At 72.1% G+C, this 20,431-nt stretch carries 13 protein-coding genes; 12 read left to right on the forward strand and 1 reads right to left on the reverse strand.

What is annotated here, in order from left to right; all coding sequences use genetic code 11:
* The first annotated feature begins 1 nt into the window (after nt 1).
* From OM076_RS11275 to OM076_RS11320, 10 genes are read left to right on the forward strand one after another with little or no spacing between them, the layout of a single operon-like run.
* Complete coding sequence (locus OM076_RS11275; RefSeq protein ID WP_270039956.1) at nt 2-3,136, forward strand: hypothetical protein; 3,135 nt, start codon at nt 2-4, stop codon at nt 3,134-3,136.
* Nucleotides 3,136-4,581: a hypothetical protein gene (locus OM076_RS11280; protein ID WP_270039957.1), complete on the forward strand. Its 1,446-nt coding sequence runs from the start codon at nt 3,136-3,138 to the stop codon at nt 4,579-4,581. Before OM076_RS11275 ends, OM076_RS11280 begins: the two co-directional genes overlap by 1 nt.
* Complete coding sequence (locus tag OM076_RS11285) at nt 4,578-5,081, forward strand: hypothetical protein (protein ID WP_270039958.1); 504 nt, start codon at nt 4,578-4,580, stop codon at nt 5,079-5,081. The genes OM076_RS11280 and OM076_RS11285 overlap by 4 nt, the downstream gene beginning before the upstream one ends.
* Nucleotides 5,078-5,695, forward strand: coding sequence for a hypothetical protein (locus tag OM076_RS11290; protein WP_270039960.1), 618 nt, complete (start codon nt 5,078-5,080; stop codon nt 5,693-5,695). Before OM076_RS11285 ends, OM076_RS11290 begins: the two co-directional genes overlap by 4 nt.
* Nucleotides 5,692-7,695: a hypothetical protein gene (locus OM076_RS11295; protein WP_270039961.1), complete on the forward strand. Its 2,004-nt coding sequence runs from the start codon at nt 5,692-5,694 to the stop codon at nt 7,693-7,695. Before OM076_RS11290 ends, OM076_RS11295 begins: the two co-directional genes overlap by 4 nt.
* Nucleotide 7,696: 1 nt before the next feature.
* Nucleotides 7,697-8,041 carry a hypothetical protein gene (locus OM076_RS11300; protein ID WP_270039963.1) on the forward strand — a complete coding sequence of 115 codons (345 nt, stop codon included), beginning with the start codon at nt 7,697-7,699 and terminating at the stop codon, nt 8,039-8,041.
* Between the two features lie 2 nt (nt 8,042-8,043).
* Nucleotides 8,044-8,535 carry a hypothetical protein gene (locus tag OM076_RS11305; protein WP_270039964.1) on the forward strand — a complete coding sequence of 164 codons (492 nt, stop codon included), beginning with the start codon at nt 8,044-8,046 and terminating at the stop codon, nt 8,533-8,535.
* Entirely contained in the window at nt 8,528-9,946 is a 1,419-nt protein-coding gene (locus OM076_RS11310) for a hypothetical protein (protein ID WP_270039965.1), read from the forward strand. Before OM076_RS11305 ends, OM076_RS11310 begins: the two co-directional genes overlap by 8 nt.
* A 4-nt stretch (nt 9,947-9,950) precedes the next feature.
* Nucleotides 9,951-12,191 (forward strand): hypothetical protein, encoded by a 2,241-nt coding sequence (locus OM076_RS11315; RefSeq protein WP_270039967.1) that lies wholly within the window; start codon nt 9,951-9,953, stop codon nt 12,189-12,191.
* Between the two features lie 3 nt (nt 12,192-12,194).
* Nucleotides 12,195-13,337, forward strand: a complete 1,143-nt coding sequence (locus OM076_RS11320; RefSeq protein WP_270039968.1) for a hypothetical protein — start codon at nt 12,195-12,197, stop codon at nt 13,335-13,337.
* On the opposite strand, the gene OM076_RS11325 is transcribed toward OM076_RS11320, so the two are convergent.
* Nucleotides 13,295-14,554: a response regulator transcription factor gene (locus OM076_RS11325; RefSeq protein WP_270039969.1), complete on the reverse strand. Its 1,260-nt coding sequence runs from the start codon at nt 14,552-14,554 to the stop codon at nt 13,295-13,297. The genes OM076_RS11320 and OM076_RS11325 overlap by 43 nt on opposite strands.
* Nucleotides 14,555-14,711: 157 nt before the next feature.
* On the opposite strand from OM076_RS11325, the gene OM076_RS11330 reads away from it, so the two are divergent.
* Nucleotides 14,712-17,597 carry a prolyl oligopeptidase family serine peptidase gene (locus OM076_RS11330; RefSeq protein ID WP_270039970.1) on the forward strand — a complete coding sequence of 962 codons (2,886 nt, stop codon included), beginning with the start codon at nt 14,712-14,714 and terminating at the stop codon, nt 17,595-17,597.
* A 59-nt stretch (nt 17,598-17,656) separates the two neighbouring features.
* Nucleotides 17,657-20,431: an ATP-binding protein gene (locus OM076_RS11335; RefSeq protein ID WP_270039971.1), complete on the forward strand. Its 2,775-nt coding sequence runs from the start codon at nt 17,657-17,659 to the stop codon at nt 20,429-20,431.

Raw genomic sequence — 20,431 nt, forward strand, 5'->3', positions numbered from 1 at the left:
CATGCCCGTCTCGGTCGAGGTGCCCGTCCGCATGCGCGTCGACCGCGCCGCGGTCCTCGAGCGGCCCGACGAGGTCGTCGATGCGTTCACCGCCGCGGTCGGCCGCGCGCTGGCGGCGTCCCGCGCGGAGGTGCTCGACAGCCGCGGCGGCTACGTCACCGTCGCCCCGCGCGCGCCGGAGTTCCGGTGGAGCGGCGACCAGCTCGCCGGGATCGCGCCCGAGGCCCGCGACACCCTCGAAGCCGAGCTGCGCACCGCCCTGGACGGCCTGCTCGGCGAGCTCTCGCGGGGCGACGGCACGCACCCACCGATCCCGCTCGGCGAGCCGCCCGCCGAGCTCGCCGACCCGGAGCGCCACGACACGCTGCTGGGGACGTACGACCTGCCGAGCTATGACGGCGGAAAGCACGCGACCGTTACTGCCGGGGAGCTCGTCATCAACCCGACGATCACCGACTGGCTTGACGTCGAAGCCGGGGAGCTCACCGAGTCCCGCGGCCCAGTGTTCTTCGCGCTGACGCCCCGGTGGGGCACGGTGCCGGCCGGCACACCTCGCGGGCTGATCGCGCGGGTCGGCGGCAAGAAGAAGGAGTGGTTGATCACCGTCGAAGGGGCGAGCACGTTCCTCTCGTTCGCCGAGTTCTCGTCCTACGGGCTCGTCGGGAACGACTTTCGCAGCAAGAAGATCGACGTGCCGCCGGGTCGCGCCACCGCCGAGCACCGGGTGGTGTCCGGCAAGCTCGGACTGGAGGCCGCGATCGCCGAGCTGATGGGACCGGAGATCGACGCCCAGCTCCGTCAGCGGCGCAAGCGCGGCGCGACCACGAGCGAGACCGAGTACACCGAGCTCGTGCAGCGCGCCGTCGCGGCCGAGGTCGGGCGGCGGGTGGAAGGCCTGCTGAAAGGGGCGAAGGGACAAGATCCGACGAGCCTTCTGATCGTGCGGATGTCCGGCGCCACGGCCATCATCATGCTCACCGCGGAGCACGAGCGGTACGCGCATTGGACCGGCACCGCGCTGCTCTTGCCGGTCACGCACGAGCGCCCGTTGAAGTTCGGCGAGCTCGAGCCGCCCACGGGCAAGAGCGAGGGTGGCGCGCCGGGCGGAGGCGAAGCCGGGGCGGGTGCGACGAGCGCGGCCGGCGGCGACGGCGAAGGCGGCGAGGGTGACGGGACAGGCGAGGGTGACGGGACCGGCGGGAGCGAAGGCGAAGGTGAAGGGGCCGGGCGCGGCGGGTTCGTGTTCGTGGAGGACGAGGCCCGTGGCACGGACGAGGAAGGCTCGCTCTTCCCGCTCGTCGCGCACGACATCTTCGCCGGCACGCTCACGTGCGAGCCGCTGGAAGGCGAGCCCAGCCTCGAGCAGCTCGGTGCCGCCGGCGAGTCGCTCAAGCGGTTGATGGACGACATCGCCTACCGGCTGCAGTTGGGCACGCCGTGTCACTACCCGGCCACGTTCTGCACCCACGCGGCCGCCATGATCGCCAGCCGCGGCGCCGACATCTCCCGCTACATCGGCGTCCAGGAACGGCCCGGTTTCACCCGCCCCGCGCGCAATACCAAGGCCAACCTCGGATCGCTCGACTTCCGCCCCGTCGCCTCGCCCGCGATCCAGTTCCTACGCCACCTGGCGGGTGTCGTGCCACGCATCCGCGACCTGATGGAGAGGATCATGGTCCTCTACGCCTCGCCCGAGCATCGCGGCAAGATCACCGGCGACTACGCCGGCAACACCGCGGGCTGGCAGCTGAAGTTCTGGGAGGCGATGACGCCCGCGATGAACAAGGGCGTGATGTGGCTGTTCCTGCCCGCGTGCCAGGCCATGCTGCTGCAACTGCTCCTGGCCTCCAAGGAGGGCATCGACGCGCGCATCCGGAACTTCACGACCTACGCGCCGATCTTCGAGCGCCTGATGGCCTCGCTGCTTGCGGACTCCGTCGAGCTTCACGCGCTGCGCGATCGCCTGAAGAATCACGAGGCCGCCGACTGGGTGCAGGCGATTACGGGGAAGGTGGGCGGGAATGCGACGGCGGCGGTCGCGGTGCTCAACCCCGCGACGGCCTGGGTGAGCGCGGCGCGCGGGGTCTCCGGCCTCTTCCTCGCCGCCGAGGGGGTGACGACCAGCGCCGGCACCGCGGGCGAGATCGTCACCGAAGGCGGCGTCGCGAAGATCCGCGACAAAGCCGGTCTGCTGTGGTCGCGGCACGAGCTCGAGCAGGCGATCGTGATGCAGCGCGGTACGGCCGAGGGCATCGACCCGCTGGTCAAGCAGATGACCGACGTGCCGGAGCTGATGACGCGATTCCGGTCCGATCCGACCGCGATCCGCAACCAGCTCTGGAAGGTCCTGCTCGAGATGCGCGACAACAACACCGAGATGCTGGGCAAGGCGCGTCGGGACCCGAGCTTCGCCTTCGGAGCGAGCCGGATCGCCGAGGACATCCCTTCGGCGACCGTGCCGTACAGCCAGTACGCGCTGCAGGGCATCCATCAGCAGGCGCACCAGCAGATCGGCGAGTTCTTCCGCGGCGACCGCTTCTACGCGAGCGGTATCGACTATCTGTTCGACTCCGAGCAGGGACGCAGGGCGCTGTCGGGCGCGTTCCTGATGATCGGGATCGTCGGCCTGTCGGTGCTTTGCCCGCCGCTCGGCGTCGCAGTGGGAGTCGCCGTAGCCGTGGGCGACGTGTTCGCGGCAAAGGAGAAAGAGCGGCTGTTCGCCTCGATGATCGACCCCGAGCTGGTGCTCACGCGCGCCGAGGTCGAGATGGAGCTGTTCGCCGCCTATCTCGGGCTCGCGCTATCGCTCCTCCCGGAGGTGGGTACGGCGGCCGGTGCGGTCCGTCAGGGCACGAAGGTCGCGCTGCGCGCCGGCCTCTACGCGGGCCTGAAGTCGGCGCGCCGTTACGTGGTGCGCGCCGCCACACGCCAGATCATCGAGGCCGCGTCGCGCGACCTGCTCGAGACGTTCGTGCGCGAGCTGGCGACCAACGTGGTCATGGACCAGGTCGTCTCACACGCGCTCGAGCCGTATCTCGCCTACAAGGAGCGCGAGTACGCCCTGAGGGCGTCCGTCGGCGGTCCGCAGGGCGCCCAGATGCTCCTCGCCATTCTCGACCACGACGAGAAGCACTGATGGGCGGCACGACGCGCTTCGGGGCCGGCCGGCGCCTGGACGCCGCCGCGATCCGCGCAGCGTCGGAGCGCAACCCGCGGCTGCGCACGTTCGTCTCCAACCTCGCACGCCACAGCGAGGGCGGCGAGGCGCACGCGCGCGGGCTGCTCGAGCGGCTGATCCGGCGCGTCGTCGACGACGTCGGCGACGTGCACATGACGCACGCGATCACGCGTCTCGAGCGGATCGAGGTCCTACGCGACAACATCGCCGCGATCCTCGACCACGTGCTCGAGGGCGGTGAGCTACCACCGGGCGTGCGGCCCGAGGATCTCGGCCGCACGTTCGACCAGCTCGGTCAGGAGCTGCACGACCTGCGCCGCACGCAACGCGCGCTGTCCGGGGCCGACGAGTCGTTCAAGCTCGTCGACGACTCGCTCGACTACTACCGGTCCGTGTTGGCCGACGTCGATCCCGTGCCGGGCACCCACGCCGAGCCGGTCAACGCGCTACGCGACGCCGTCAAAGCGCTCCCGCAGGACCAGCGCGGGGCGTTGCGCCGGGCGGCCGAGCTCGAGCCGGGCACTCTCGTCCGTGCGCTCACAAGCGAGGAGCGAGGCCAGCGTCTCGGCGTCGAGGAGCTCAAGGCCAAGCTGCATGACAAGCTGAGCGCTGCCGAGCTGGCCGAACTCGAGAAAGCCATCAAGGCGGTGGGCAAGGAGCGCACCACGGCGCTGCAGGTGAGTGAGCCGCGTCTGGCCGAGGCGCTCGCCCGCATTCCCGACGCGCGGTTGCGCGCCGCCGTCACCGTCGGCAACGACGTGTGGATCGTGCAGCAACTCGCGCTGCACAACCCCCAGGCGCTCGGCGAGCTGTGGGCCGCCTTCAGGAAGCGCGGCGGCAGCGACCCGGGCGGATTCCGTGCCTACGTGCGCCACGAGATGGTCACCTACGGCCGCGGCGTCGTGGGCGAGTACACGGCGGCGTTCTCGATCAGTTCGGTCGACACGTTGCTCAAGGGCCCCGACACCAACGTCAGAACTCGAGGCACCGACCTGGTCGGGATCACCGGCGACGGGTGGCTGTGGCTGATCGACGACAAGTCGCACCGAGCCGCGAGCGTGGACAAGGTGAGCTCCCTGACCGACAACCTCGTCACCAACCTACGCGACGACGCCGCCGCGGTGCGCGGGAAGCTGGCCGAGCTCCAGCAGGCCGATCCGGCGTTCATCCCCGACCCGCAGGTGAAGGACTCGCCGCGCCGGATGGAGGACGCCGCCGCCGAGATCGAGCGCATCCAGGCCGCCGGCGACCCCGGCACGCACCCGGCACTGATCAGCAAGGCGCTCCTCGACCGCAAGGTCAAGCTGCGCGTCACGAGCGCGGCCGGCAACGTCGTCGAGCTCACGCAGGCGCTCAAGGACCTCGGCCTCGAGATCCAGCCGACCAAGAGGAAGCAGCCGTGAAGGGCTCGCGCAAGAGCTTCATGCAGTACGCCCACGTGCCGTCGGCGATCATCTCCGACGGCATCCTCCCGATCCCGCTGTGGTCCGTGACGCAGCTCTCGCTCAGTGAGACCTACCACCTGCCGCCGATCGGCTCGACCGCCCACCGGGCGATCGTGGCCACCCATGACGACACGGTGACGCTGGCCGGCGTGCTCGTGGGCGTCGAGCGCTTCGCCTGGAAGTTCGCGCTCGAGACGATGGCGGAGGCCAGCAAGCGCGGCACGGCCTTGGCGGCGATGAGCGGCGGCGCGGTCGGCGGGCTGATCCTCGTGACGTCGATGACGATTCGCACCGACATGCAGGTGCAGTCGCTGTCGTTCACGGCGTCCGCGACACGCCGCGAGGTACTCGACGTGTCGATCACGATGATCCATGTGCCACGGCCGAGCCTGCTCGGCAAGCTGCTCGACGTCGCGAGCATCGGCGTGGGCGCGCTCTCGGACGGGCTGGGCAAATGATCACCGTGCTCGCCGCCCTGCTGGTCCCCGATCCCGCGAGCGCGCTGCCGGAGGGCTTCACGCCGCTCCGTGTGCCGTTGATCGCAGGCCTGCCGCAGCGGATCGCGCTCGGCGCCGCGCACCACGCCGTGCTCGTGCTCCCGACCGGCCTCGCGCGCAGCTGGGTTGCCGCCGATCCCGCGGCGCTCGTCGGCACCTCCGATCCCGACTTCGCTCCGTTCGATCCCGGCACGCCGCTCCCCGGCCTCGGCGCCCGGGCGCCGCTGCGGCTCGTCGTGCGTGCCGGCACGGACGTGCTCGGCTCGCTGCCGGTCGTCGCCGGCCTGCGCCGCATGTGTCGCGACGATGGTGGCGCGGGGGTGCTCGAGGTGTGCGTCGGCGCGTGGCAGCTGCGTGCGGGAACGGTCCTCGGCGCGGGTGACTTCGGCTCGTTCGTCGAGCTCGGCTGGCGCCGCGCCGACCTCGCCGCGCGCGCCTTCGGGCCGCCGCCGCCGAGCCGGTTCGTCCTCAAGCGCACGCCGTTGATCGAACGCATCGAGTCCGATCTCGGGCTCGAGTGGCGCGCGCCGCACCTCGCGCGCCAGCGCGCGTTCCTGAGAAAGGCGCAGTCATGAACCCGTTCGCCGCGGGCCAGCTCGACCAGGTCAAGGTCGGAAACGACGCGGGCTGGCTGCTCTCGTTCCGCCAGCAGGACGGCAACGGCGTCAAGGGATCCTCCGAGCTCGAGCTCTCCTCGACGGACTACTACGCGTCGATCGACGCGACGTTGTCCGAGGGTCTCTCGCGCGGCGCATACCGGATCGTGATCGAGAACCTGACGGAGGCAGACCACGCGAAGATCGCCCCGAAGAAGGACCAGCGCCCGCTCGCGATCAAGCTCTACCTGTACTGGCGTGACGTAAACAGCGACCCGCTGTCGTACCTGACCAATCTGATCGGCGCCAACGCCGCACCGAAGGGGGAACAGCTCGACCAGTCGCTGGTCGCCGTGCTGTCGATCCTGTCGGTCGCGCGCCGTGCCGGCGCGCGCGCGTACGAGACGGAGATCACCGCGGTCGAGGCCGCCTTCGCGGGCTTGACCCAGCGTGTCCGGCCGGCGATGACGGCGACGAACTTCCCCGACGCGCTCAAGCAGATCCAGAAGCAGACCGGTGTCGAGTTCGCCACGTGGGGAACGATCGGCAGTCGCATGACCAAGGACGTCGGCGAGCAGCCGGGCGACGAATCCGTCGCGCTCGCCGAAGGCCTGCTCTACCGCGAGGGCGTCGAGCGGATGGCACGGGCGCTCGAGTTGAACCTCGAACAGTACGGGCGCGGCATGCTGCTGATCCGCGACGGCACGGTGCACGTGGGCAAGCGGCCGATCCCGTACCCGGACGGGGATGCGCAGACGCTGATGCTCGCGAGCGGGCTGCTGAGCGTGACGGCCTCCGGACAGGACGTGAGCGACCCGTTCGCGGTGCCCACGCTCGGTGACAAGCCGTCGCCGCGCCCGCTCACTTACACGCTCACGCTCAAGGGCCGCCCGGACCTCAAACCCGGGCACGTCGTCGCCTTCGAGCCGCCCTACCCGGAGGACGGCCCGACCACCCCGAGCTTCGGTGCCGCGCTGGCGGGTGCGTTCGCCGCACCGCTGCTGCCGGCGCTGGGCGCCGATCCGGCCAAGCTGGTCAAGGCGTACGTGACATCCGTGCGTCACACGCTCTCGCGCACCGCGGGCTTCGTCACGCTGGTCAGCGCGATCTCGGTCCCGGGGACGGGCGACGACGCCTGGGACAAGCGCGTCGACGGGTCCTCGCAGCCCGTCGTGCCCGCTCCGGCGGCCAGCAGCGATCCGGGTGTGCGCGCGGCGGAGGCGGTCCGCCTCGCCGCTCGCATGGCGCGAGGCGAGACGCGCGTGATCGAGGTCGGCGAGGTGCGGGCCGCGGTGACCGATGCGACCGGCAAGGTCGAACCGCCGGCGCAGACCGAGAAGGTCTTCGAAGGGCTGGCCGCGGGTGACGGCCGCGCGCGCGGCGCGCGCCGCCTCGAGCCACGGCGCAAGCAGCCGTCGGTGCTCGAAGGCGTGCCGTACCTCTCACCCTTCGCGTGGGGCAAGACCGGGCTCGTCGTGCCACGCTATCCGGGGATGCGGGTCGCGCTCGGCTACCGCAACGGCCAGCTCGACGACATGGTCGACCTCGGCGCGCTGTGGACGTCAGGCCGCGGGCCGATCTCAAAGGCGGGCGACTGGTGGCTCTCGCTGCCGGTCGACGTGCCCGCGGACCGGCGCGCCTCGATCCCCGATCAGGCGACGCCGGCCGAGCACACCGGCAAGGTGACCAACGACCTCACCGACGCCGAGGGCAGCCGCGTGATCGAGGTCGGCGACCTCACGGTGCGCGTCGGCAAGCCCGGCCTCAAGAACGCGGGCACGCGCCCCGAGCCCGCGGAGATGGGGACCGTGACGATCGAGCACACGGGCCAGCACGCGAAGATCGTCATGCGCCAGGACGGCACGATCCTGATCTCGGGCAAGGGCATCACGCTCGACGCCGGCGACGCGGGCACGATCACGATGAAGGCCAAGAAGGTCGACGTCCACGTCAAAGACGCGATGGAGGTGGGGGACTGACATGGGCGGCGTGTTGACGGAGGGCAGCGCCATCAAATGTGCCTCGCAGGGCAGCGTGAAGACCACCGGCCAGGCGAAGCTCAAGGTCGCCGGCAAGGCCGCGCTGCGCATCGACGGCATCGACAAGATGGAGATCTCCGGCTGCAAGCTCGAGAACGCGAGCGGGCCGCCGGTGATCGTCCAGTGCAAGACGGTGGCCTCGGCCACGGGCGAGGCGACAAAGCTCAAGGTGTCCGGCAAGCCGGTCGCGCTCGACACGCTCACCGGCGTCGGCAGCGGCTCGACCGCCAACGTCCCGGAAAAGCTCAGCGTGACCGTCAACCAGACCAAGCTCAAGGCCTCCTGACGATGGACGACCGCACCCTCGCGCAGGAGCGGGCGCTCGGCTTCACGCCGGCGCTCGAGCCGATCTTCCCGGGCCTGGACCTCGCGCGCGACCTCGTGCTCGAGCGGGGATCCGGCGGCCGCGACCTCAAGCTCGTCCGCGGCGTCGATGCGCTCGCGCAGGACCTGTCGATCGCCTTCACGACCGCCCTCGGCGTCGACGTGTTCGACACGAACCTCGGCTTCGACGGGCTCAATGCGCTCGTAGAGGCGACGCCGTCCGTGCTCACCCGCGAGCGCATCCGCGTCGCGGTCATCAAGCTGCTGCAGCGCGAGCCGCGCGTGCGGCGGATCCTCGACGTCAAGCTCGACGATGGCCGCCTGACCGCCACCGGCGCCGACACGCCGGAGGCGGCCGAGCTGCGCGCGGGACGCAAGCTCGAGGTGCAGGTGCAGATCGAGACGATCGCCGACGACCGTCTCGACGTCCGGATTGGCGAGGTGCCGAATGTCTGACGTGCAGGACGTCCTGGCGATCGACGCGGAGGCGATCCGCTCGACCGCGTCCGAGGGCTTCGGCATCACCGGCACCGGCTTCGTGCCGAAGTCGTTCGCGCGGCTGCTGACCGAGAAGCTGGCGACCGCGCGGCTGCTGTTCGGCGACGACGTGGACCTCGCGAGCGGCTCGGTGCTGCGCAAGGTGCTCGAGTTGGCCGCGCTCGAGGACGCGCGCCTGTGGGCCGCGGTGGGCTCCGTCTACGACGACGGCTACGTCGTCTCGGCGCGTGGCGCCGCGCTCAGCCGGCTCGGCGAGGATCTCGGCATCGCCCGCCCGCACGAGCCGGCGCGCGGGCACGTAACGCTCAAGCTCAAGGCCAAGCTGCCCGCGGGGCGTGACCGCCTGACGCTCACGCGCGGCGCCCGGCTCTCCACCGCCGGCGGGCACCACGTGGCGCTCGACGAGACCGTGGTGCTGACCGCCGCCGCGCCCGAGCGCACGCCCGCCGTGGTCGCGTTCCATCCCGGCCCCTCGCACAACCTCTCCCCGGCGGCGCCCAACCAGAAGATCGACCGCTTCAATCGCGCCGACGCCGCGCTGATGGAGTTGGAGGCCGCCGAGCAGGAGGCGGGCGAGGAGCTCGTCGACATCGTCCACACCGAGCCGCTCACCGGCGGCGAGCTGCAGTGGCCCGACGCGCGCTATCGCGCGCTGCTCCTGCGCGCGCCGCGCTCGCTCTGGACGGTAGCGGCGGTCGAGCAGGCGGTCGCCCTGGTGGCCGGCGTGCGCCAGGTGCAGGTCTTCGACGGCCGGGGTGGGCTCGACATCACGCAGTCGATCTACGGCAACTTCAACTTCATCGAGCGGCTGTTCAACGCCGAGCGCGACCTCGGCAACCCGTACTACTTCAGCGTGCTGGTGGCGCCGACGCCTGCCGCGATCTGGGAGGGGCCCGATGGACTGAAGGCCGCGGTCGAGACCGCGCTCGACGACCTGCGCCCAATCGGCATCTACGCTGCCGTCGAGCGCGCCGAGGAGGTCGGGGTGAGCGTCGACGCCAAGCTCGTCGTGCGCGGGCTGCCGCTGCCGACCGGCTCACGCGACGCCGTCAACGCCTCGCCCGCCGCGCGCGAGCTGCGGATGCGCCTCTACGCGCGGCTGCGCGCGTACGTCGACCAGCTCGCGGTCGGCGAGCCGGTGCGCTCGAGCGAGGTCGTGTGGGCGATCATGAACGAGCCGGGGATCGCCGACGTGCGCGACGTCCACCTCGTCCGCCACCCCGCTGAGGTCAGCTCGCTCGATCTGTCCGTCACACCCACCGGGTCGAGCCTGCAGCGGCTCGGCTGCGGCGAGAACGTCGAGCTGCAGTCCAGCGAGATCCCGGCCTTCGTCGACATGGACGACCCGCGACCGTTCGAGATCGTCTAGAGCCATGGCGTCTGTCGACCTCGCCGGTCCAGGCTCCGCCTTCGAGGCGCACCTCGCCGCGCAGCTCGCCGGTCCTTATACAGGCGCGCTGCGGCGGGTCGAGCTCTCGCGCGGAGAGGGGGGCGACTACGTCGTCGATTGGTCGCCGCGCCATCCGGTGGTGTTGGCCGCGCTGCGACGCGACCTCGGCGAGGAGACGGTGCGGATCGCGACGACGTTCCTGGACACCGGGACCGAACTCGGCAACGCGACGCTCGCGCCGTGGTCGGAGCGCGGCGGGTCGGTCCCGCTCTACTCGCCGGCGCTGGCCGACGGCGAGAGCGTCGTGCCCGGGTTCACGCTGCGGCTCGCGGTCACGCTCGACGATGCGCCGGTCGTGGACCTCGCACTCGACGCGCTGCTCGAGTTGCACGTGCTGGAGGGCAACCTGGGGCGGCTGATGTACGCGGCCGGAGCCGAGAAGCAGCGGGTCCGGCGCACGCTGCGCGAGGTCGCGGCGATGCGGCGGCTGGAGCATGCGCGCCGTGATGCGCTCGACCGCATCGGCGCCGACGCCGGCGTCGCGCGCTTCACCGACGAGCTGATCTACGACGCCGAGTCCGACCAGGTCCTGGCGCGCCAGGGCAGCGTCGAGGCGGACGCTGATTACGCGCGACGGATCGGGCTCTACCGCGGCTTCCTGATGCCGACGCGGGGAGCCGTCGAGGCGCTCGCGCCCGACACCCGCTTCCTCGAGGCCGACAACCCGTTCGCGGTCGCCGTGCATCTGCTCAACGCGGGCGACGGGCCGGAGCGCGCGAACCTGCTCGAGGTCATCCGGCGCGACCGCCTGCTGTTCCCGGCCGACGACCCGGCCGCCGACGCGCTCCATGCCGCGCGGGCGCTGCCCGCCGAGCGCCGCGAGGCGATCCTCGGCCTGCGCAACAGCGTACGCACGTCCTTCGCGTTCGCCGCCGACGCTGGCGTCGCTCCCGCGCTCGCCGCGGCGCTGGACCGCGCGGGCCGGCTGTTCCGGGCACTCGGGATCACGAAGGTGTGGGACGTCACCCGCGCGCAGGACCCGGGCGGCGGCAGCCGCTACGAGCTCGGGCTGGCGGTCGACGTCACGCCTCCCACCGAGGAGGAGGCCGCGCAGATCTTCGAGGGATGGTTCAACGACGCGCGCCAGCCGACGGAGGACGTGCCGATCGAGGCGCTGATCGCCGGGTCGGGCCCGCCCGAGGCGGACCCCGACGTGCGCTGGGCATGGCAGCTGTGCGGGCTACAGACCGTGCACCGCACGAGCAGCGACGCGCTGATGCTCTCCCATCTGCCCACGCAAGGGCTCGAGATCACCGGCGCCGACCAGGCCGAGCTGCGCACGGACACGCCGTTCGAAGCGCGCTTCCACGCGCCCGGCGACCCTGGCACCAACGCGTTGCTGGCGCAGGCGCTATCGGACGCCGCGCAGGAGTGGGCGGCGGCAGGCCACGACGAGTGGCACGTGCTGACCGACGGCCAGGCGCGCGAGATGTGGCCCGGTGCGATCACGCCCGCGCCCGGCGCGCCGCTGACCAACGTACTCGGCGCGGCCGGGTTGCCGGTCGTGGGCGATGTCGGCGCGGTGGTGAAGGCACTCGAGCTGCTGCCTGATGAGCTGGTGCAGACGCTGGCGCTCGACGCGACGCTCGCGGCGAAGCTGACCGAGGGCGATCCCGAAGCCGCACAGGCGCTGCACGAGCTCGTGGGCCTGCTGCGAGCCAACCACTTGGCGGCCGTTCTGCCGCTACCGCTCCCGGGCGATCGCCTGCTCCTGGTCGTGAGCGTGATCGGCCTCCCGCAGGCCGGTATCAATCTCAACGAGCGCCGCGCGACCGGCTTCCGCTGGTACGTCGTCCCGCTCGGTGGTGCCGCCGGCACGATCAAGGCGGTCGGCAGCCGCACCGTCCTGCGCCCGCTCAAGCCCGGCGTCGTCGCCGTCGTCGTGCTCGGCTACGTGCGCACCGGGCTGACCGATCCGTATGAGGTGCGCGTCGAGCTGGGCGACGACGCCGTGCTCTCACTCGGCGAGTACGAGTTCCTGATGAACCTGCTCGGGCACATCTGCCCGATCGGCGTCGAGATCAACACGTTCGCATTGCGCCGTGACCACGTCGATCTCGACGGCGACGGCGTCCCCGAGCCGCTGCGCCCCGCGCTGTCGCGCACGTTCAGGACCTACCAGCGGCGCCGCGCTCGCGGCACCTACGACCACATCGAGGAGTGACGGATGGCCGAGAGCATCGCCTTCGACGGCATCGACATCACGCAGCTCTACAGCACGATCGTCAAGCAGGGCGTGAGCAAATCCGAGGCGAGCGTCATCGTCGGCTCGTGGATCTTCGAGAACCTCGGCCGCACCAAGCGCGTCTTCAACTTCGCCGAGCCGTTCCCTGAGACGGAGCCCGCATGCACGCCGGCCCCGTTCGCACGCGAGTTCGAGCACCCCGACTGGGTGGACGGGGAGAACGTCGTGCAAGCCGGGCAGACCCCCGGCGAGATCGGGTTCAACGAGCGCTTCCACCAGATCGAGCGCGACCTCGACCGGCTCGGCGGCGGCCTCGGTCAGGTCTTCACCTGCATGGCCGAGATGCGCGCCAGCCTGCACGCGCTGCTGGGCGAGATCCGCACCGAGATCAACCGCCTCAACGCCGACGTCTACGAGGCCGGCCACACGAGCGGCGGCGGCGCGACCGTAGAGAAGATCCCGAGCCACGCGGGCTTGCTGGACTTCGGCAAGTACACCGGCACGACGCAGTTCTTTGACAAGAAGGTCAGCGTCTGGCAGACCGACAGCGGCACGCTGCTGCTGCCTACGCTCGACACGGTCGGCATCGACGTGCTCGTCGGTCCGAAGGTGCAGGGCGCCGCGAACCTCGATCGCTACATCGTCGAGACCGAGGACGTGCGCAAGCGGTTCCCCGAAGAGGTCTCCAGCGATGATCTCGTCAAGGAGTTCGGCGACGAGATCCTGACCGACGGACGCTCGGTCCGGGACGTCGTCAACGTCCTGCCTGCAGGCAGCAAGTACAAGAACCTCGACGCGCTCGTCGAGGACGTCTCCGAGCGCGAGGCTTCGCAGGTGCGCACGAGCGTCGGCGCCGACGTCGCGGTCACCGCCGCGCTCGGCATCGACTCCGGCGTGACCGAGATCGGCACCGCCGACGTGAACCGGCTCGAATCGATCCCGACACGCGCCCGCGCGGCCCTGATCAGGGGTGGCGTCACCGATCTGCAGACGCTCGCCAACACACCCTCGGACAAGGTCAGCGAGATCCTCAAAACCGAGGGCGTGTCGGCGAGCGCGGGCGACGCGGCGAGCTGGACGCGCTACGCGGGCACGTTGATGCGGCTCAGGACAGGGATTGGATAGGCGCCGGCCTCGACGCGGCCGGCGGCGGCGGCGCGATTCCGGACGCCGAGCTTGCGGTAGATGCTGCGCGTGTGCTGCTTGACCGTGTGCGGGGAGAGACCGAGGCGGCCGGCGATCTCGGCGTTCGTCGCGCCGGTCACGAGCACGCGCAGGACCTCGCGCTCGCGCGGCGAGACGCGGTCCTCCGCGCTCCAAGCGCGCGCCGCGACCGCGTCCGCGCAGACGGCGCGGACGGCCGCGGCGATCCGCGTGGCGTCCCAGCGCTTGAGCACGACGCTCGACGCTCGTGCGCGGCGGATGACGTCCGGCGCGGGCGGCTCGTCCTCGCGCACGAGCATCGTCCGCAACGCCGGGTTCGCGGCGGTCAGCGCGCGGCTGACCTCGACGCCGTCGTCACCGCCGAAGGCGCCCACGAGCGCGACGCCGGGGTGGGTGCGCCGCGCGGTGGCCAGCGTGTCGTCGGCGTCGCACGTGCCACGGCACTGCCCGACCCACGGCTCACGCTGGAGGGCGACCATCAACCCCGTGCGGGTCGCGTCGGCGCGGTCGGCCACGAGCACGTCGACGGCGCTCGCCGGGGGCGTGCCGTCCAGCGGCACGGGTTCCGCGCCACCGGCCGGCGAGATGATCCCCATCCGCCGCGCGGCGTGCACCGCGGCGGCGCGATTGGCGACGCCGAGCTTGGCGTAGAGCTCGCCCGTGTGCTGCTTGATCGTTCCCGACGCGAGGTGCACCTGTACGCCGATCTCGGCGTTCGTGAGCCCGGCGGCGACGAGCTCCAGGATCTCGCGATCCCACGGGAGCAAGCGGACCGGCTCCGGGTACGGGCAGGCGACGTCGACCTCGAGCCCGTCGGCGAGCGTACGCACAGCGGCGAGCAGGTCACGCCCCCGCGCCTCCTTGGACACGACGCCGAGCGCGCCGACGTCCAGCGCCAGACGGGTCGGCACGAGATCCCAGCGCGAGCTCAGCAGCGCGACGCGCATCCCGGGCGCGACGCCGCGGAGCTCCAGGCACGTCCGCAGCCCGCTCTCCTCGCCGAGCTGCACGTCCACCAGCGCGACGTCGTGGTCGAGCGAGCGGGCGAGCGCGACGGCCTCGGCCGTCGTGCCGGCGCACGCGCACGACTCCACCCACGGCGCCCGCCGCAGCAGCCATTGCATGCCGGACCGGACCACGTCGTGGTCGTCGACGACAAGAAGGCGCAGTCGCCTCATTGATCAGACCCCCCTCTGACTTCCCAGGCCCCCTCCGCACTGGATGTCAGCACACGCATCCCCCGATCGGGCATCGTCGATCAGCGCGCTGACAACTCGGGCTTAGCATCGCCGCGCAATCGGCTCTAGGGAAGCCGGCAAGAGAGAGGGAGCGAACTTGCGCAAGGGTCTGATCGGCGCGCGGTCGTTGTGCGCGATAGCGCTGGTATCGGGGGCCGCGTTCGGCGCGGCCACGGCGACGGCACATGCCGCCGCGCCACCACCGGCCGGGGCGGTGCTCTCGCCTGACGGCAAGCGGGCCGCGTGGGCGGGTGCCGACACCAAGAGTGTGTGGGACCAGACGCGCGCCAGTACGTCAGGGACGTGGCGCGACCCGGAGCGGCTGCTGTCGATCCGCGGCACCGTCGGCAAGATCGTGTACTCGCCTGACAGCAAGCAGGTCGGGTTCGAGAACCCGCGCGGCGACCACGCGTTCATCGCGGTCTACGACCTGCCGACGAACAAGATCGGCTACGTCGACCCGTCGTTCGGGATCGACAGCGGGCCGGTGTGGTCGCCGGACGGCAAGCAGATGTCGTTCACGCGCAGCTTCCCGGGGTCGGCGGACCAGCCCGTCACGGCGGACGTGCCGTCCTTCGGCCCGTGGACCGAACCGCCGGTGCGTACCAACGACACGTTCACGGTCGCGGACATCCTGCAGGCGCCGATCTCCTACGGGCCCGAGGCCTCCGGCGACGGCCGCTCCGTCGCCTACATCACGCGCGAGGCGCGCAGCCGCGCGATCTACTTCATGCGCTCCGGCACGCCGTCGCGGCGCATCGTCAACTACCCGGACGACGACGGCCGGGAGCTCTCGCAGCTCGCGCTCTCGCGCGCCGGCGGCGCCGTCGCGTACGTGCGCGACAGCTCACCCAACGGCGACGGCGAGATCCTCAACCCGGGCTCGGACGTCGACACGCCGCATCGCCTGGTCTACGTCGTCGCCTCGCGCTCGAGCGTGCCGCGGCTGCTCGGCGACGGGCTCACGCCGCTGTTCAAGCCGGACGACAGCATGCTCGTCTGGCTCAACGGCCGCAGCGTGATGAGCGTCTCGCTGACGTGGGACGCGGAGGGCCACCTCACGGACGCCGGCACCCCGGCGCCCCTGTTCACGGTGGCCAGCGGCACGCCGTCGAACCTGCGCTTCTCCCCCGACGGCTCGAAGCTGATGTACACGCGCTCGAGCGGCGTCGAGATCTTCGACATGACCACGCACACGACGGCGGCGGTCGTCCACACCGGGGCGACGGACGCCGCGCCCGTGTGGTCGCCCGACGGCACGCAGATCGCGTTCCGGCGCACGATCTCCGGGCAGCCGTGGGCGATCTGGGCCGCCGACGCGGCGACGCTGACGCCGCGCAAGGTGTGGCAGGGAACCACGGGCGCCGGCGCGAGCTACTACGCGCTCGACGAGAACCCGACGTTCGAGAGCACGCCGGGCGACCAGATCTTCTGGTCCGACGACGGGATGCTCGCGTTCACGTGGGAGGTCGACGGCTGGCGCCACATGTACTCGGTGCCCGCGGCCGGCGGCACCGCGACGCTGCTCACGCCCGGCGACGGCGAGGTCGAGACGGCCCAGGTCGCGCGCGACCACAAGTCGATCGTCATCGCCACCAACATCGGCGACATCGCGCGCCGGCACCTGTTCTCGGTCGGCTTCCACGGCGGCGCGCCGGTGGAGCTCGCGGGCGGGCACCCGAGCCAGTGGGCGCCGATGCCGCTCGCCGACGGTGAGCTCGCCTATGTCGAGGGCAGCTACAACGTCCCGCCGACGATCTACATCCGCGACGCCGCCGGCTCGCTCTCCAAGGGCGGCCCGGACCTTCCGGCGACCTATCCGGTCGACAAGCTCGTCGAGCCGACCGCGGTCACGTTCCCGTCGTCGGTCGACCACATGACCGTGCACGGGCAGCTCTTCACGCCCACCCACCCGACGGGTTGCGCGCTGATCTTCCCGCACGGCGGCCCGTCGCGGCAGATGCTGCTGGGCTACCACTACTACGACACCTACACCGTGCTGTACGAGATGAACCAGTACTTCGCCAGCCACGGCTGCGTCGTGCTGTCGGTCGACTACCGCGGCGGGATCATGTACGGCAACGCGTGGCGCACGTTCCCGGGCCGCGGCAACACCAGCGCGTCCGAGTACCAGGACATCCAGGGCGGCGCCGCGTTCCTGCTCGCCCAGGCGGGGGTCGACCCGGCCAAGGTCGGCATCTACGGTCTCTCCTACGGTGGCTATCTGACGACGCTCGGCGTGTCCCGCAACTCGAACATCTTCCACGTCGCGTGGGAGATGGCGGGCAACAACGGCAACGCGGCGGTCGCCAACCTCGCGTCATGGACGGCGCCGACGCTGCTCGAGCAGGGCGACGACGACCGCAACGTGGACTTCAGCGACAACGTCGCGGTCGTGCGTGCGATCAAGGCGCAGAAGCCGTCGCTGGAGTTCCAGACGCACGTGATGCCCAACGAGCAGCACGAGATGTACATGCGCTTCCGCGACCTCGTCGACGTCTACGACCTCGGCGGCCAGTGGATGCTCACCCACCTGTTCCCGGGGGTGGCGAACACGCCCGGCGACGTCGGCGGGTCGGTCCCGGCGACGCTCTCGCTGACGATCGGCGGGCCGGCGAGCTTCGGCCCGTTCACGCCGGGGATCGCGAAGGACTACAGCGCCGCGACGACCGCCACGGTGACCTCGACCGCGGGTGACGCGGCACTGTCGGTCGCCGACACGAGCGGGGGGGCGGCGGGCCATCTCGTCAACGGCACCTTCGCGCTCGCCCAGGCGCTGCAGGTGCGGGCGACGCGGGCCGGCGCCGACACGCCGTTCGGCGCGCTGGGCGCGACGCCGCTGTCGCTGCTCTCCTACGCGGCCCCGCTCAGCAATGACGCGGTCGCACTGGAGTTCCGCCAGCACGTGGACGCCGGGGACGCGCTGCGTACCGGCACCTACGGCAAGACGCTGACGTTCACGCTGTCGACGACGACGCCGTAACGGCAGGGGGGAGCCGGGGCCGAGAACGGCCCCGGCTCCCGCCCGCTTAGGATGGGCCTGTGCTGCTCGAGCGCCACGACGAGCTGTCGGTCCTGCGGGCGCTGGCCGGTGCGGCGTCACAAGGTCACCCGGGACTGCTGGTGATCGAGGGACCAGCGGCCATCGGCAAGAGCCGGCTGCTCGCCGAAGCGCGTCGCGAGGCCCGCGCGGCCGGCGTGACGGTGCTCAGCGCCCGCGCCGGGGAGCTCGAGCGCGGGCTCGCGTTCGGCGTCGTCCGTCAGCTGTTCGAAGGCGCCGTCTCGGAGCCGTGGTTCGCGGGCGCGGCAGCGGCGGCCCGCGAGGTCTTCGACGGACCGGCGACCGGCGTCGGGTTCGAGGACGCGTCGTTCGCGATCCTGCATGCGCTGTACCGGCTGACGATCGCGCTCGCCGAGGACGCCCCGCTGCTGCTCGTCGTCGACGACCTGCAGTGGTGCGACGAGCCGTCCCTGCGCTGGCTGTGTTACCTCGTCCGCCGGCTCGACGGCCTCCGCGGCACGCTCGTGTTGGGCGTGCGCCCGTTCGAGCGCCACCCGCACGCGCACCTGATCGGGGAGATCGCCCGCGACCCGCTCACCGTCGCCCTGCAGCCCAAGCCGCTGACCGAGCGCGCGTGCGCGGCGCTGCTCGAGGATGGTGCCGACGAGGCGTTCACCCGCGCCTGTCACCGCGCGACGGGCGGGAACCCGTTGCTTTTGGTCGAGTTGGCGAAGACCTTGCGCGCCGAGGGCGTCACGCCCGACGCGGCGCATCTCGCGGACGTCGACGCGCTCGCCCCGCGCGCGGCGTCGCGTGCGGTGCTGGTGCGGATCGGCCGCTTGAGTGCCGGTGCCGCGGCGGTCGCGCGCGCGACCGCGGTGCTCGGCGACGATGCCGCGCTGCCGCTGGTGGCCGAGCTGGCGGGCCTGGACGACGTCGCGGCGGTGGCCGCGGCCGGCGAGCTGGTGGGCGCCGAGGTGTTCGCCGACGACGTGGCGATGGCGTTCGTGCACCCGGTCATCCGGGCGGCCGTCTACGAGGACGTCCCCGTCCACCAGCGCTCGGTCGCGCACGAGCGCGCGGCGCGGTTGCTGCGGGATCGCGCGAGCTCTCCCGGGCCGGTCGCCACGCAGCTCATGCACGCGCCGGAGCGCGGCGAGGCGTGGGTCGTCGACACCCTTGCGGAGGCGGCGCGGGCCGCGCAGCGCGCGGGCTCCGCCACGAGCGCCACGTCCTATCTCACCCGCGCGCTGGCCGAGCCACCGCCGGCCGAGCGCCGCGCGCAGGTGCTGCTCGCGCTCGCGAACGTCGAGAAGGGGCACAACCTCAGCGACTCGGTCGAGCACCTGACCGCCGCGCTGGAGTTGATGGAGGACCCGCTCGCCCGCGGCGCCGCGGCGCTGCAGCTCGCGCGGGCGCTGGCGATGAGCCGGCGGGCGGATGAGGGGGTGGCGCTCGCCCGCCGCACGATGAAGGAGCTGCCACCCGACGCCGGGCTGCTGCTCGCGGCGCTTGAGGCGTTGCAGCTGACGGCGCCGTTGCTGGGGGCCAGCGAGCCGGTGCCGGCGGAGCGGTTCGAGCGCCACCGGCGCTTGCCGCTGGCGCCGGGAGCCGGGCCGAAGCTGCTCGCGGCGATCGCCGCGCACCAGTGGGCGTACGGCGGTGGCTCGGCCGCCGAGTGCGCGGCGCTGGCGCTGGCGTCGCTGGAGGGCTGGGAGCTGATCCGCGCCGAGAACCTCGTCCTGTCGGTCGCGGCGACCTTGGTCCTGGTGCTCGCCGACCGCGACGAGGCGCTCGACGCCTGGGCCGCGTTGCTGGCGGGCGCGCACGCGCGCGGCTCGCTCAGCGCCAAGGCGGCCACGAGCGTCTTCCGGGGCTACACGCTCTACCGCCATGGCGAACTGGCCGAGGCGGAGGCCTCGCTGCGCGACGCGGTCGAGGAGCTCACGCTCGGCAACCTCGGAGGCGAGGGCCGCACCGAGACCGCCGCGTGGCTGGCCGGCGTGCTTCGCGAGCGCGGCGACCTCGCCGGCGCGCGGGGCGAGCTCGAGGCGGTGAGCGACCGCGGCGACGCGTCCCACGGGACGCGCTACTGGCTCGACAGCCTCACCGAGCAGCTGCTCGCCGAAGAGCGCTACGAAGAGGCGCTGGCCCATGCCCGCGAAGCCGCGCGCCGCTTCGCCCACCTCTCAGCGGTCGACACGCCGGCGCGCGCGCACCAGGCCGTCGCGCTCCAGCAGCTCGGCCGCCGTGAGGAGGCGCTGGCGCTGGCCGCCGAGGAGGTCGAGGCGGCCCGCCGCTGGGGCGCGCCGTCGATCGTGGCTCGGGCGCTGCGGGTCCTCGGCACGCTCGAGCATGCCGAAGGGATCGGGCATCTGCAGGAGGCCGTCGCGCTCGCGCAACGCTCTCCGGCGCGGCTCGAACACGCCAAGGCACTGGCCGCGCTCGGCGGCGCGTTGCGCGCCGCCCGCCGGCCGACGGAGGCGCGTGACCCGCTGCGCCAGGCGCTCGAGCTCGCCCACGCGCGCGGTGCGAGCTCGCTGGCGTCTCGTGTGCGCAGCGAGCTCTACGCCGCGGGCGGGCGCCCGCGCACGACGGCGCTCCAGGGCCTCGCCGCGCTCACGCCGTCCGAGCGGCGGGTCGCCGAACGCGCCGCCGCCGGACAGACCAACCGCGCGATCGCCGAGGCGCTGTTCGTCACGCCCAAGACCGTGGAGCTGCATCTCCGCAACGCGTATCGCAAGCTCGGCGCCCAGAAGCGGCACGAGCTCGCGGCGCTGCTCGAGCCCACAACGGAGCTCACCGCCGGGCGCTGA

Source organism: Solirubrobacter ginsenosidimutans, from assembly GCF_027587205.1.

What these genes read in the sequence shown, in the direction of transcription:
- OM076_RS11275 (WP_270039956.1), top strand. Translation starts at nt 2, where the DNA reads ATGCCCGTCTCGGTCGAGGTGCCCGTCCGCATGCGCGTCGACCGCGCC.
- OM076_RS11280 (WP_270039957.1), top strand. Translation starts at nt 3,136, where the DNA reads ATGGGCGGCACGACGCGCTTCGGGGCCGGCCGGCGCCTGGACGCCGCC.
- OM076_RS11290 (WP_270039960.1), top strand. Translation starts at nt 5,078, where the DNA reads ATGATCACCGTGCTCGCCGCCCTGCTGGTCCCCGATCCCGCGAGCGCG.
- OM076_RS11295 (WP_270039961.1), top strand. Translation starts at nt 5,692, where the DNA reads ATGAACCCGTTCGCCGCGGGCCAGCTCGACCAGGTCAAGGTCGGAAAC.
- OM076_RS11300 (WP_270039963.1), top strand. Translation starts at nt 7,697, where the DNA reads ATGGGCGGCGTGTTGACGGAGGGCAGCGCCATCAAATGTGCCTCGCAG.
- OM076_RS11305 (WP_270039964.1), top strand. Translation starts at nt 8,044, where the DNA reads ATGGACGACCGCACCCTCGCGCAGGAGCGGGCGCTCGGCTTCACGCCG.
- OM076_RS11310 (WP_270039965.1), top strand. Translation starts at nt 8,528, where the DNA reads ATGTCTGACGTGCAGGACGTCCTGGCGATCGACGCGGAGGCGATCCGC.
- OM076_RS11315 (WP_270039967.1), top strand. Translation starts at nt 9,951, where the DNA reads ATGGCGTCTGTCGACCTCGCCGGTCCAGGCTCCGCCTTCGAGGCGCAC.
- OM076_RS11320 (WP_270039968.1), top strand. Translation starts at nt 12,195, where the DNA reads ATGGCCGAGAGCATCGCCTTCGACGGCATCGACATCACGCAGCTCTAC.
- OM076_RS11325 (WP_270039969.1), bottom strand. Translation starts at nt 14,554, where the DNA reads ATGAGGCGACTGCGCCTTCTTGTCGTCGACGACCACGACGTGGTCCGG.